Origin of the sequence: Nonomuraea sediminis (assembly GCF_018531495.1) — a bacterium.
In the GTDB taxonomy this organism is placed as follows: domain Bacteria; phylum Actinomycetota; class Actinomycetes; order Streptosporangiales; family Streptosporangiaceae; genus Nonomuraea; species Nonomuraea sediminis.
Genome location: NZ_JAHDTI010000001.1, coordinates 287,370 through 300,667 on the forward strand (window position 1 = coordinate 287,370; position 13,298 = coordinate 300,667).

8 protein-coding genes are annotated in these 13,298 nt (G+C 71.3%); 4 read left to right on the forward strand and 4 right to left on the reverse strand.

Features of this window, described 5'->3' with window-relative positions; translation table 11 throughout:
- Window positions 1-24 precede the first annotated feature (24 nt).
- Window positions 25-3,372 (reverse strand): phosphodiester glycosidase family protein, encoded by a 3,348-nt coding sequence (locus KIK09_RS01275; RefSeq protein WP_250572483.1) that lies wholly within the window; start codon window positions 3,370-3,372, stop codon window positions 25-27.
- A gap of 100 nt (window positions 3,373-3,472) precedes the next feature.
- Between KIK09_RS01275 and KIK09_RS01280 the strand changes: the two genes are divergently transcribed.
- On the forward strand, window positions 3,473-4,642 hold the full coding sequence (locus tag KIK09_RS01280) for a cytochrome P450 (protein ID WP_214316735.1): 1,170 nt from the start codon (window positions 3,473-3,475) through the stop codon (window positions 4,640-4,642).
- Between the two features lie 53 nt (window positions 4,643-4,695).
- Here the strand turns inward: KIK09_RS01280 and KIK09_RS01285 are convergent, their stop codons facing one another.
- A complete protein-coding gene (locus KIK09_RS01285; RefSeq protein ID WP_214316736.1) occupies window positions 4,696-7,578 on the reverse strand; it encodes a YbhB/YbcL family Raf kinase inhibitor-like protein in 2,883 nt (960 codons plus the stop codon).
- Between the two features lie 160 nt (window positions 7,579-7,738).
- Here KIK09_RS01285 and KIK09_RS01290 point away from each other — a divergent pair, with 160 nt between their 5' ends.
- From KIK09_RS01290 to KIK09_RS01300, 3 genes are all read left to right on the forward strand, one after another.
- Complete coding sequence (locus KIK09_RS01290; RefSeq protein WP_308163880.1) at window positions 7,739-8,404, forward strand: hypothetical protein; 666 nt, start codon at window positions 7,739-7,741, stop codon at window positions 8,402-8,404.
- Between the two features lie 97 nt (window positions 8,405-8,501).
- A complete protein-coding gene (locus KIK09_RS01295) occupies window positions 8,502-9,224 on the forward strand; it encodes a VIT1/CCC1 transporter family protein (protein ID WP_214316737.1) in 723 nt (240 codons plus the stop codon).
- A 249-nt stretch (window positions 9,225-9,473) separates the two neighbouring features.
- Window positions 9,474-10,604 carry an ankyrin repeat domain-containing protein gene (locus tag KIK09_RS01300; RefSeq protein ID WP_214316738.1) on the forward strand — a complete coding sequence of 377 codons (1,131 nt, stop codon included), beginning with the start codon at window positions 9,474-9,476 and terminating at the stop codon, window positions 10,602-10,604.
- A gap of 243 nt (window positions 10,605-10,847) precedes the next feature.
- Here KIK09_RS01300 and KIK09_RS01305 read toward each other — a convergent pair whose 3' ends face one another.
- Together KIK09_RS01305 and KIK09_RS01310 are read right to left on the reverse strand one after the other, a co-directional pair.
- The gene (locus KIK09_RS01305; protein ID WP_214316739.1) at window positions 10,848-11,186 is read right to left on the reverse strand and encodes a spore germination protein GerW family protein; all 339 of its coding nucleotides are present in this window, start codon (window positions 11,184-11,186) and stop codon (window positions 10,848-10,850) included.
- A 16-nt stretch (window positions 11,187-11,202) separates the two neighbouring features.
- The gene (locus KIK09_RS01310) at window positions 11,203-13,284 is read right to left on the reverse strand and encodes an alpha-galactosidase (protein ID WP_214316740.1); all 2,082 of its coding nucleotides are present in this window, start codon (window positions 13,282-13,284) and stop codon (window positions 11,203-11,205) included.
- Between the last annotated feature and the right edge of the window lie 14 nt (window positions 13,285-13,298).

The window sequence follows — 13,298 nt, forward strand, 5'->3', positions numbered from 1 at the left end:
CCTGTACGGCGAGCCGGGACGACGCTACGGCGTCAGCGTGATCGTGGTCTTGTGGTCCACGCCGCTGACGCTGGTGGTGAGTTCGACGGTGCTCGCGCGCAGGGCCGTGAAGGTGCCCGTGGCCGGGTCGAAGGTGGCCAGGTCACCGGGGCGGGCATGCGCGCCGACACGCAGGCCGGGCGAGCCCGTCCACTGCACCGACACCGGATAGGCGGCGGGGACCACGCGGGTGTCCTGCTTCAGTTCCGCTGTGATCTTCGCCGTGGCGCCGACCTTGACGGAGGCGGGGGCGGCGACGGCCAGGTCGTCGACGTGCGGGCGGACCTGGGCGGCCAGCCAGTCGGGGGCGTCGACGAACCAGTTGCGGCGCACGTGCTCGGCCTCCTGCGGGGTGACCGGGTCGACGCCCCACAGGGACCAGCCGGTGAAGCCGCCGTCCTCGGGAGCCGTGGCCGGGTTCTTGCCGGAGTTGCCGTTGATGAAGTACGGCACGGCGTCCACGTGACTGGCGTTGAACGTGCCGACGTGGGCGCCGATGTAGGCCGCGCCCTTGCCGGTCGTGCGCTGGAAGTCGGCCAGCCAGCCCTCCACCAGCGCGGCCTCCTTGCGGTCGCCGAGCTGGCTGCCCTTGCCGGGCGTCGGGTCCCTGGGCGGGACGTGGAACAGCACCACGACCGAGCCGATCGAGGGGTCCGCCGCCGCCTTGTCCAGCTCGGAGCGCAGCATGGCGACCTGGTCGAAGCCGCCGCCGCGCAGGTTGAGCCGGGAGGTGTCCAGCGTGACGAAGCGGGTCCCGTTGTGGTCGAAGACCCCGTTGGTCGCGCCGAAGACCGCCTTGAAGTTGTCGATCTTCCCGCCCATCACCTCATGGTTGCCCGGGATGTAGACGTACTTCAGCTCGTTGCCGAGCTCCTCGTCGAGGATCCGCTTGGCCAGCGCGAAGTCGTCCGGCGAGGCCTCGTCCACGAAGTCGCCGTTGATCAGCAGGAAGTCCGGCCTGGCCGCCTTGATCTCCTTGAGCGTACGGCGGGCGTTGCGCACGATGTCGCTGTCCGGCTGCCGCGCCACGAACTGGGCGTCGGACATCACCGCGAAGCGCCACGGCATCGAGGCGACCGACGGCTTGACCACCGGGTCCACCACCTTGGCGGCGGGCGGCACGGTGACGGACGGCGGGACCTTGGCCACCAGCCCGTCGATGGCGATCTCGTTGGTGTACTTGGCGTCCGCCCTGGTCTCGGCCACGTAGAAGCGGCGCAGCTTGAGCGGGTAGTTCACGCCCGGCGGGACGGCGAACTCGACGTACTTCCAGCCGGTCCAGGTCAGGTACGGCCCGCGCAGGATCTGCGACTGCCCCTGGGAGTCGTAGAACTCCAGGCTGGGCCACTCCCCCTTACCGGTGGAGTTGATCCACAGGCCGAACGCCTGCGGCTGCCCGGGGACCGTGAGCTGCTGCGGCGGGCTGGCGTAGGCCGCACGGGTGGCGGTCGACTGGGTGAAATCGTAGGACAGCTTCAGCCCGCCGCCGCTCTGCCCGGCCGTGGCCGACAGCGACCCGGTGGCGCGCGCCGCGGCGAACGTCCACGAGGCGGCGTCCTCGAAGTCGGCGACCGGCTTGTCCTCGAACCCGACGGTCACCGGCAGCGCCGTCGTGTTCTTGCCGACCTTGGCGGTGATCAGGCCCGACCCGCTCGCAGCCTTGGCCTTGACGGTGAAGAATCCCTGGTCGGCGGGCGTCACCTCGAAGAGGTCGTGATCGTAGTCCAGGCTGAGGTCGGCGGGCTCGATGGGCGCGGTGTTGCCGTTGCGGTCGTACCCGACGACGCCGAACGTGCCCGTGGCGCCCTGCCCCGCGAGCCCGACCCGGTCGGAGGTCATGCCGAGCCGCTCGAGCGGCTGGAGGACGGTCAGCCCGATCGTGCCCTTGGCCGATCCGCGGAAGGCGGTGACGGTCGTCTCGCCCGGCACCAGGGCGTGGAACCTGCCGTCCCGCACCACGCCGTGCACGGCCGGGTTGGCGCGCCAGATGGGCGCTCCCGACGCCGGGCCGTACGTCTCGTCGTAGCCGGCGGCGTTCAACCGCCGGGTGAGCCCGGGGAAGACCCGGTCGGGACGCCCGCCCGTGACGGGGCCGACACCTGGGGCCTTGGCGGGGTCGGAGGCGGTCTCCACCCAGAAGCCCTTGAGGCTGCCGCTGCCCTCGGGCGCGTACAGCGCCAGGCCGTTGGGCACGGGGCGCTCGCCGCCGTCGGAGGGACTGTTCTCCACCCGCACGTCGGCCGAGCCGGGCTCGCGCGCCAGCATCGTGGAGGAGCCGCCGCCGTCCAGGTTGAGCGCGTTGGCGGCGCCCAGCTCGACCATCATCGCGGCCAGCTCGTCGAGCGTGACGCCGCGGCTGTCGACCTGGCGGCCGTCCACGGTCAGCAGGATCATCTTGCGGCCGTCGGCGGAGAAGCCGACCGCGGTGCGCGGGTGGGCGGCCGGGTCGCCGGAGTTCTGGATCTTGCCGTCCTTGACCAGCACGTAGCTGCCGCTGACGGCCGTCCGCACGTCCTTGCCGTCGGAGGCCTTGGGCTGGAAGGCGACGTCGACCTTGTCACCGGGCTTGAGCGCGGCCAGCGCCGTGGCGCCTGCGTCGCGGCCGAGCAGGATCGACGTTGCCGCCGGGATCGGGCCGGTGCCCGGGGCCTGCCGTACCTCCTTGACGACGCCGTCGGCCAGCTCGACCTCGGTGACGGCGGAGGCGCCCTCGACCGTGCGCGAGCGCTGGTAGGAGCCCCACAGCGGGGTGAACAGGCCGATCCCGTCGCGCTGGATGACCTGGTTGAACTGCGTCAGCTTCAGCGGGGCGCCACCGGCGGGCGTGGCGGTGCCGTCGAAGTTCATGGTGACGACGCGGCCGATGCCGTCGCCGGTGAAGGCGACGGCGTTCGTCCAGCCCTGGGAGTTGGACTGCATCAGCTTGCCGTCCTGGACGCCCGTGCCGAGCGGCGCGCCTGAACGGTTGATGTCGAAAAAGTCGCCGTTGACCGCGGCGACCGCGTGGGCGCGCCTGGCGGGGCCCGACAGCGGCTCGTCCTTGGTCACCTCGCCCGACGACAGGTAGCCGGCCGTGGCGCTGCCGAGGTCGGCGCTGACCGCGTCGGCGCGCAGCCAGCCCGCGGCGTCGTAGCGGTCGAAGGAGGTGAGCGTGACGCCGGGCGCGACGGGCCGGGTCTTCTTGGCGGTCTCCAGCTGCTGGCCCGCGGGCGCGGCCAGCAGGACGGACGGCGGCGGATACGAGGACGCCTTGGGCGCGTCCTCGGCGGGAGGGGTGGGATCTGCCTGGGCGGGCGCGACTAACAGGCCGAGGGCGAGCGAAGCCCCGGCCATGATTCGGAGGGTCTGCACGCCCCGAACTCAATCGCCCGTGGATATTACTTTCAAGACCTTGGAGTGAACTAAAAGAAAATTTCAGATCTAGCATGGTCCCGTGGATCTCTACCGGGACCCGTATCCCCTGTATGCCGAAGCCCGCGCGAGACCTGCGCTGACGTTCGTGCCCGAGCTGGACGCCTGGCTGGTCGGCCGCCACGACGACGTGCGGGAGGTGCTGTCGCGGCCCGACGTGTTCTCCTCGGCGGGGGCGCTGCGGCCCGACTACCTGCCCGGCCCGGCGGCGCTGTCGGAGATGGCCAAGGGGCTGGGCGGCGTGCAGGCGGTGCTGACCGCCGACGGCGAGGCCCACCGCCGGCTGCGGCGGCCGCTCACCAGGGGGTTGTCGCCCTCGCGGGTGCAGGCGGCGCTCCCCTACGTCCGGCAGCGGGCGGCAGAGCTGCTCGACGGATTCGCCGGGCCTGGCGTGGAGTGGATGGCGGCCTACGCCCGGCCACTGCCCGCGAGCGTGATCGGGCACCTGTTCGGGCTCGACCCCGCCGACCTGCCGGGGGCGATCCTGGGCGGGCAGCGGGCCGAGGAGCTGCTGTTCTCGCGGCTGAGCGAGCAGGATCAGGTGTCGGCCGCCAGGCAGGTCGTGGCGCTGCAGCTGCTGCTGGACGCAGAAGCCCGCGACCGGGTGGCCTCCCCGCGCGACGACCTGGTCACCGAGATGGTGCGCGGCCTGGCGCCCGAGGCCGCCGAGCTCACGCTGGACCAGCGCAGGGAGATCGTGTCGAACCTGCAGAACCTGCTCCTGGCCGGCCACCTGACCACGACCGCGCTGCTCGGCACGTGCCTGCTGCACCTGCTGCGCGACCGCGCCCAGTGGGAGCTGCTGTGCGCGCGGCCCGAGCTGATCCCGGCCGCGGTCGAGGAGGCGGCCCGCTTCGACGCTCCCGTCCAGGGCTTCAGGCGTACGGTGACCGCGCCGGTAACGCTGGCGGGCACGGCTCTGGAGACGGGCGACACGGTGTTCGTGGCCTACGGCTCGGCCGGGCGGGACACGGGTGCCGCGTTCGACGTCACGCGGTCGCATGATCGCCACCTGAGCTTCGGCCACGGCGTGCACGGCTGTCCCGGGTCCCTGCTGGCCAGGGAGCAGGTGCGGATCACGCTGGAGCTGCTCGTCGAGCGGATGCCCGGGCTCAGGCTCGCCTCGGACGAGGTCACGATGGCGCCGACGCTGATCCACCGGGCTCCCGAGGAGCTCCACCTCGCGTGGTGATCCTCCTGGCGGGCCGTAGGGGGATGTCCGGCCCGCCAGGAGGTGGCACTGACTCAGGTGTGGGCGTCGGAGTTGCCCGCGAGCTTCACACTGGCCAGGTCGTGCGCCTGGATGGCGGTCTCCACGGCCGCGACCGTGGAGCTGGAGGTCACGCCCGGCAGCGTCGCCGTGTCGAGCGCGTAGAGGGTGAACTCGTACTTGTGCGAGGTCCCGCCCGGGCAGGGGCCGAAGTACTGCAGCGACTTGTTGCCGCTGCTCATCGCCTTCTGCTTGGCCGGCGACTGGTTCGGCACGTCGTAGCCGAGGCCGAGGCCCTCAGGCAGGCTCGACTTGGCGGCCGGGACGTCCCAGATCACCCAGTGCTTGTTGGAGTTGGCCGTGTCGATCAGCGTGATCGCGTAGCTCTTGGCCGCCGCCGGGGCTCCGGCCCAGGCCAGCGGGGGTGAGATGTCGTTGCCCGACACCCCGTCCTGCTGGCAGGTGTACTTGACCGGGATCGTGCCGTTGGCGGCGAAGGCCGTGCTCGTGAGCGAGAAGGGCGCTCCCGCGAACTTCAGCCGCACGATCACGTTGTCGAGCACCGACGGCGTGCCGCCGTTCTTGTCGTTGTTGGTGGAGGTCAGCCACAGGCCGCCGTCGGGGGTCTTGACCACCGTGCGCAGGCGTCCCCAGCGGCCGTTGAAGAACGCCCGCGGCGTGTCCGTGGTGTTGCCGGTGATCTTCATGACCCACAGCCGCTGGCCGCGCACCGCAGCCATGTAGATCCAGTCGTTGACGATCTCCAGCCCGCTCGGCGAGGCGGAGGCCACGTCCCACTGCTGGACCGGGTTGACGTAGCGGGAGTCGCTGCACTTGCCCTCGCAGTTCGGCCAGCCGTAGTTCTTGCCCGGCTGGATGAGGTTGAGCTCGTCCCAGGTGGAGTTGCCGAACTCCGACTCCCACAGCCTGCCCTGGGAGTCCCAGGCGATGCCCTGCGGGTTGCGGTGGCCCAGGCTGTAGACGCGCGGCGCGCTCGGGAACGGGTTGCCGGGCGCTCCCGCACCGGTCGGGGTGACGCGTAGGATCTTGCCGTTGAGCGAGTTGAGGTTCTGCGACAGCGTGTCGTTCTCGGCGTTGCCGGTGGTGATGTACAGCATGCCGTCAGGGCCGAACTTGATCCGGCCACCGTCGTGGTAGTGGCTCTTGGCGATGCCGGTGACGATCGGCTCGCGGGCGCCGATGGCCCCGTTCTCGTACTTGAAGCGCACCACCCGGTTGTCGCTCGCGGCCGTGTGGAAGGCGTAGACGTAGTGGTCGGTGGCGAAGTTCGGCGACGCGGCCAGGCCGAGCAGGCCGCCCTCGCCGCCCGTGGTCACCGCCTCGGTGATCTTGCCGACCACGGTCCTGGTGCCGTCGGGGGTGACGCGGACGACCTCGAACCGGTCCCGCTCGGCGACCAGCGCGCTGCCGTCGGGCAGGAACGTGATGCCCCACGGCAGGTCCATCTTGGTGTTGATGTCCTTGTCGTAGATGGGGTCGCCGCCAATCGCGGTGGAACTCGTCTTCACCTGGATGGCGGGGCTGCGCGGCGAGAGGTTGTTGTTGGCGTCGAACGCCTCCACCGCGAAGGAGTACGTGGTGTCGGCCGTCAGCCCGTCGGCGGTCGCCGTCAGGTCGGGCACCGTCGCGAACTTCACGCCGTCCTTGTAGACGTTGTAACCGGTGACGCCGATGTTGTCGGTGGCCGCGTCCCAGGCCAGGGTGACGCTGGTCGAGCCGGCGCTGACCGCGCGCAGGTTGCCGGGCACGGTCGGCGGCGTCGCGTCGTCGCTCGGCGGGGTGGTGATGACCACGACGTTGCTGACGTCGGAGGAGTTGCCCGCCGCGTCGACCGCGTGCACGTTCAGGTCGTAGCGGGTGTTGGGCGTCAGGCCCGTCAGCGTGGCCGAGGTGATCGAGCCGGAGACGGTCTTGAGCACGTTGCCGCCGTTGTAGATCTGGTAGAAGGCCACGCCCACGTTGTCCGTCGACGGGTCCCAGGCCAGGTCCACCTGGTACGGCTTGACGTCGCCGACCACGTGCAGGTTCGCCGGCGGGGTCGGGTTCTCCGTGTCGGTGGGCGTGGGCGCGGTCAGCTTGTCCAGGTTCGGGCCGCCGTTGGCGGTCGTGGCGGTCAGCCTGACCTTGTTGGCGCCCGCGACCAGGGCGGCGGGGACGCTCTTGTCCTTCCACGTGTCCCAGTTGCCCGTGCCGGGGAACGAGGCGCCGGGCGTGGTGACGGTGCCGTTGACCGCGACGTCCACCGGGCGGTCGGTGGTGGTGCCGTTGGCGTACCTGAGGGTCAGGTCGTAGTTGCCGGCCGTGGGCGCGTTGACGGTGAACTCCACGTAGGAGCCGACCGTGTTGACGTAGTCGACGAAGCCCGTGCCGGTGTACCCGGTGTGGTTGGTGGCCACGGTGGCCTGGTTGAGCGTGGCGTTCTCCGCCTGGTACTCGGTGGTCGGGCCGGCCACGTCCACGTCGAGGTAGTCGAGGTTGGGGTTGCCACCCGCGCCCGAGGCGGTCAGGCGGACCTTGTTGGCGCCCGCGTTGACCTGTGCGGTCACGGTAGCGGTGTCCCAGGTGTCCCAGTTGGTCGTGGGGTTGAAGGCCTTGGCCGCGGCGACCACGGTGCCGTTGACCGAGACATCGGAGGGGCGGTTGGCGGTGGTGCCGTTGGCGTAGCGGATGGAGATCGTCGCTGTGCCCGCGGCGGCGGCGTTCACCGTGAACTCGGTGTAGCTTCCGGCGACGTTGTCGCCGTTGACGAAACCGGTGCCGGAGAATCCCGTGTGATTGGATTCCACGACACCCTGGGAAATCGTCGCGTTCTCCGCCTCGTATCGGGGCGGAGCGGCGGCCTGTGCGGGTAACGCCCCCACCAGGCCAAGCATTAATCCGACGGCTAGAAGACGCATGGATCCTCCGGGGGGTGGTCGTTAGGAAGGTTTCCTAACCCACAAAGGATGGGATCACTCGTCACAAGCGCCTGTCAATACATCCCATCACTGGTGTTCCGCCCGCCGTCGGCGCAAACTGGACAGAACAGGCGAGACGGCGCGGAGCAGTGGAGCACCCGTGGACAATCACCTCGATCACATGCCGATCCTCTCCCGCGGCAGGCACCGCAATCCCAAGCGCGGCGCGTGCTTCATGGAGTTGGCGTCCTATCTGGCCGGAGAGCGGTGGAGCGACCATCCGGGGTGCACGCACCCGTTGCTGGCCGCCCTCGCCCGCCTGGTCAACGACAACACGAGCGATGAAAGCCGCAGCAAGCTCGTCCATCTGGTCCCGTCGATCATCGGGCTGACCAGCGACGACCTGCGGGTCGACGCGCAGATCGCGCTGCGCTGCGCGACGGCCGCGCTGCCCGTGGCCGCGGCCGAGCGGCAGCTCGCCCTGGCCGTGTCGGTACTGGCCGCCGAGGAGATGATGGCCAGGCTGGACGGGGCGCCCTCCGGGCGGATGAGCGAGCTCAGCGTCCGCGCGATGGCCCAGGTGCCGCACGCGGCCCAGCAGGCCCACAAGTTCAGCAGGGCGGCGAGGATCACCGAGAAGGGCTTCCGCAGGTACGCGGCGCCCAACGCGGTGCAGCTGGCGGTGGTGGGCATCGTCCAGGCGTGCATCCCCGACCCCGACGCGCTGCTGCGCGGGCTGCTCGAGGACGCGATCACCGACTGCCAGGCGATGATCAAGAAGCCGGTGGAGTTTTCGCCAACAGATTCGGCACAAGCTGTCATATAAACGCTTCATCGCAGGTCAGGGAAGCCTCCCCTTCGTTGCGGATCAACGGGCCATGTGCCTTAATTCCGTGACGAGTCGCTAAATTGCGGAGGTTTTCATGACTGCCGAGCTGGCCCCGCCGTACACCGCCGAGAAGCATCACAGCCACCGGGACGTCACCGGGGGCTGGCTCCGCCCGGCGGTGTTCGGCGCGATGGACGGCCTGGTGTCCAACTTCGCGTTGATCGCGGGTGTGGTGGGCGCCGCGGGGGCGGGTCGCGGTGCGGTCCTCGCCGGGTTCGCGGGGCTGGTGGCCGGGGCGTGCTCGATGGCCGCGGGTGAGTACACCTCGGTCAAGTCGCAGACCGAGCTGATGCGGGCCGAGATCGCGGTCGAACGGCGTGAGCTGGCGCGCAACCCCGAGGGCGAGCAGGCCGAGCTGGCGGCGCTCTACCGGGCCCGCGGCCTGGACGCCGAACTCGCCGACCGGGTGGCGGCCGGACTGTCGGCCAACCCCGAGCAGGCGCTGCGCGTGCACGTACGCGAGGAACTCGGCGTCGACCCCGACGACCTGCCCTCGCCCTACGTGGCGGCGGCCTCGTCCTTCTGCGCCTTCGCGGCCGGGGCGCTGGTGCCTCTGGCGCCGTTCCTCTTTGGAGCGTCCGGAATGATGGTCGCCCTGATCCTCAGCGTCGTGGCCCTGTTCATCTCGGGCGCGGCGGTCGCCCGCATGACGGCCCGCCCCTGGTGGCTCGGCGGCCTCCGCCAGCTCACCCTCGGCGTCGCCGCCGCCGCAATCACCTACGCCCTCGGCCACCTCCTCGGCGTAGCCGTCTCCTGACCCCCTGTACGGCCAACCCCACCCGCCCTCACCCGCCAGCCGCCTTCAGGCCCGGTCCTACGCCCACGCCCACGCCCCAGACCGGACCCGCAAAGCACCGCGTCAGCCCTTGCCTCTCGGTCTTAGACCGCCGGGCACGCCCTAACCTCCACGCGGGGCTCAGCCAGGGGATCCCGGCCTTCGGGGAGCGGCGGGTTGTGTCGTGCGGGGCCGCGGGAAATGTCGGTGGGGGTGGTTACGGTGTGGGGCATGGACGGGATCGAGCGGGTGCTTCTCGATGCCGACGTGGATGCGCTGGGCCCGCTGTTGCGTGCCGACCCGGCGGCGGCCACCTCGGCAGTGGACGGGCACGCGCCGTTGCTGGTGCTGCTGCGACGGTCCACGGGAGCGCGGCCGGCCGTACAGGAGTGTGCGCGGCTGCTGCTCGAGGCGGGGGCCGACCCGGGGAGCCACACGGTCGAGCGGGACGGCGAGGGGGCGCAGACCGCGCTGTTCGACGCGGTCGAGCGGGGCGATCTGGCGCTGGTGCGCTTGCTGGTCGAGTACGGCGCGCCACCCGACGAGGACGCGTTCTACCATGCGTGCGAGCAGGGCGACACGGCCTTCCTCGATGCCCTCCACCATCCGGGGTTCGAGCGCATGGTGGCGCACAAGCTGGACTTCGAGGACGCGGCCGGGCTCCGGTGGTTCCTCGACCACGGTGTCGACGTCGACGCCACGCGGGCGCTGCACCACGCCATCGCCCGGGGCCGCGGCACGACCATCCTGACGATGCTCCTCGACGCCGGCGCCGACGTGAACCTGCCCTGGGACCGCTGGGACGTCGGCCGTCTGCCGCTCGCGCTGGCCGCCCGCTGCGGCCACCTGGCGGCCTACGACCTGCTCGCCTCCCGGGGCGCCCGCGCCGACCTGGACCCCGTGGACGCGGCCGTGCTTGCCGTGGCCAGGGGCGAGTCGGTCCGCCTGCCCACGGCGCCGCCTCCTGCCCTGGGTCTTCCCGACAGGACGGATTTCGGGTGGATCCTCGGCCAGTTCGCCGTCCTCGGCCGGACGGACGTCCTGCGAGCCCTCCTCGACGCCGGCTGGCCCGTCGACACCCGCGGCTGGAGCGACTTCACCCCGCTCGACCAGGCGGCCATGCACGGCCGGGCCGACACGGTCCGCCTCCTGATCGCCCGCGGGGCCGACCTTGAAGACCGCGCCTTCGACGACCACGGCCCCACACCCCTCGACTGCGCCCTCTGGGCCCTGCGCAACAACCGCGCCGACGACGGCGACTACGCCTCCACAGTCCGCGCCCTCCGCGACGCCGGCGCCCCCACCACCATCACCCCACCCACCGGCGACCCCACCATCGATCCCCTCCTCCCCACTCCCTGACCCCAACCACCCCTTCCCCACCCGACCTGATGGCCGCACTGCGCACCCGTGCGTCCCCATGAGTCGGACCGTGAGCTCGGGTGGCACGCCGTAGTGGCCGGGCCTGGTGCGCGTTCAGACGAGTGGGAGCGCACCAGGGACGTGGTCTCGTTGAGGCGTGCCGGGTTGCGGCGCCTGGCGGCCCGGTGGTGCGTCGCCGGGCAGGTCCATCACCACGTCAGAGGGCCTACGCCTGGCGGAGGGTCAGCGGCGGCGCTTGAGGTGGCGTTTGAGGACGGCACGGACCGTCAGCAGGAGGACGACGGCGACGATCTGGCTGCCGATGACGATGCGGTTGACGTCCACGACCGGCTGCCACCGCACGTCGCCGTCCTTGATCACGAACACTCCGGCGGGTGCCGCGCCGAGGCCGAACCCGACCCCGCCTCCCTCTTCCTCACCCGACCCCTTGCCCCCGCCGCTGCCCTGGATGACCTTGGCGACGGGGATGACGGTGACGTCCCCCTGGTGGATGGGCTCGCCGAAGACGCGGCCGACGGTGGCCGCGTCCTTCGACTTCTCCACGATCTGCATGATGTCCATCTCCACACTCTTCCCATCAGACCCGCCGCAGCACCACCATCTCGCTGCGGTAGTCCTCCCCGGTGTGGAACCAGGTGGGCAGGGCGAGGCCGTGGTTCATCAGCGTGGCGCCGTGGACCCGGGTGTCGTCGAAGCAGTAGACCGCCGAGGGGTCGAGCCCGGCCAGCCGTACCCGCCGGGGCGGCTGCTTGGTGAGCCCGTAGGGGTGGTAGGCGAGCACGACGACCTGCGAGTCCAGGACGTACTGCACGGCCGAGGCGGTGACCCCTGGCTGCCCGAAGAGCCGGTGGAGCCGCCCGTGCTGAACGGTCTGGCGGACCTCCTTGTAGGCGGCGATCAGCGAGCGGGCCTCGGTGAGCTCTTCGGTGGACCAGGACCGCAGGTCGCCGCCTAGGCCGAGCGTGCCGGCCATCGCCACGTGGAAGCGGTAGCGCAGCGGCACGGACCGCTGGGTGACTGCGTTGGGGCTGTCGGTGACCCAGCACGACATGACGCTCGCCGGATACAGGTAGGAGAAGCCCTGCTGGATGGGCTGCCGGTCGCGGGCGTCGGTGTTGTCGGAGGTCCACACCTGGTCGGTGCGGCGCAGGATGCCGAAGTCGGCGCGCCCGCCGCCGCCGGAGCAGGATTCGATCCGCAGCCGCGGGTGGCGGCTGCGCAGTTCGTCCATGACGGCGTAGACGCCGCGGGTGTGGTCGATCCACAGCAGGTCGCCGGGGCCCGCCTGGGTGAAGCTGCGGTTCATGTCCCACTTGAGGTAGGCCAGGCCGTACTCGCGCACGAGCCGGTCGAGCCAGTCCAGTGCCCAGGCGCGCACGTCGTCGCGGGCGAAGTTGAGGACGAGCTGGTTGCGCATGGTGTCGCGGCGCCGCGCGGGGTAGTGCAGGACCCAGTCGGGGTTCTTGCGGTAGAGGTCGCTGTCGGGGTTGACCATCTCGGGCTCGACCCAGAGCCCGGCCTGCATGCCCAGCTCCCGGACCCCGTCGAAGAGCCGGCCGAGCCCGTCGGGGAAGCGGTCGGGGTCGGGGTGCCAGTCGCCCAGACCGCGGGTGTCGTCGGTGCGCCCGGCGAACCAGCCGTCGTCCACCACGAACAGCTCCACGCCCAGGTCGGCGGCCCGCCGGGCGAGGCCGAGCTGGCCCTCCTCGGTGACGTCGAACCCGGTGGCCTCCCAGGAGTTGTACAGCACCGGCCGCACCTCGCCGGGCGTGGGCAGCACGTGCGCCCTGGCGTAGGCGTGCCAGGCCGCGCTGGCCTCGCCGTACCCGCCGTCGGTGAACAGGCCGAGCGCGGGCGGCGTGCGCAGCGTCCGGCCGGGGGCCAGCGGCCAGATGAGGCCCTCGTGGCCGAACCCGGCGCTGACGGCGATGTCGCCTTCCGGGCGGCGCTGGGTGGTCATCCGCCATGATCCGCTCCAGGCCAGGGCGACCGTCCAGACGCGGCCGCGGTCCTCACCCGCGTCGCCGATCATGATCCACGGGTTGGCCTTGTGCGAGGTGGTGCCGGTGCGGCTGCCGAACGTGGTCTCCCCCACGGGCAGTTCGCCGCGCTGGAGCTGCGTCTCGTGGGCCCAGCCGCCCGCGGCCCCCAGGAACACGGCCCCCGCCTGCTCGGGGATCACCCAGCTGCCGGAGTCGAGCCGTTGCAGCCGCACGGGAGCCGTGGACTCGTTGGTCACGCTCACCCAGCGTTCGAGCACGTCGGTGTCGTCGCGCAGGCGCAGGTGCAGCCCGACGCGCAGCCCGTGGGCGCGGTCGCGCAGGACGAGCTCCAGCGAGTTCTCCCCGCTGACGGCCTCGTCGAAGTCCAGCTCGACCGAGCGGACGCCGCCCTCGTAGACGGCCTGCAGCGCGGGCACGCCCCAGCGCCGCCCGCCGTCGACGGGCAGCAGCTCGGCGATGTCGTCAGGGTCGAGGAACCCGGTCTTGATCCACCCGGGCGTCTCGGAGACGACCTCGGACAGGGCCTCGGCGGGCAGGCGCGGCCCCCAGTACCACTGCACGACCCGGCCCTCCTCGAGGACCCCGAACACATACGCGGATTCTTCCGTCAACGCCGCCCAGGTCTGGTCGCGGCCGGATACGGGGATGATGGGCATGCCTGTGATCGTCA

Coding starts and splice junctions, on each gene's coding strand:
- KIK09_RS01275 (WP_250572483.1), bottom strand. CDS start 3,372: ATGGCCGGGGCTTCGCTCGCCCTCGGCCTGTTAGTCGCGCCCGCCCAG.
- KIK09_RS01285 (WP_214316736.1), bottom strand. CDS start 7,578: ATGCGTCTTCTAGCCGTCGGATTAATGCTTGGCCTGGTGGGGGCGTTA.
- KIK09_RS01295 (WP_214316737.1), top strand. CDS start 8,502: ATGACTGCCGAGCTGGCCCCGCCGTACACCGCCGAGAAGCATCACAGC.
- KIK09_RS01300 (WP_214316738.1), top strand. CDS start 9,474: ATGGACGGGATCGAGCGGGTGCTTCTCGATGCCGACGTGGATGCGCTG.
- KIK09_RS01305 (WP_214316739.1), bottom strand. CDS start 11,186: ATGGACATCATGCAGATCGTGGAGAAGTCGAAGGACGCGGCCACCGTC.
- KIK09_RS01310 (WP_214316740.1), bottom strand. CDS start 13,284: ATGCCCATCATCCCCGTATCCGGCCGCGACCAGACCTGGGCGGCGTTG.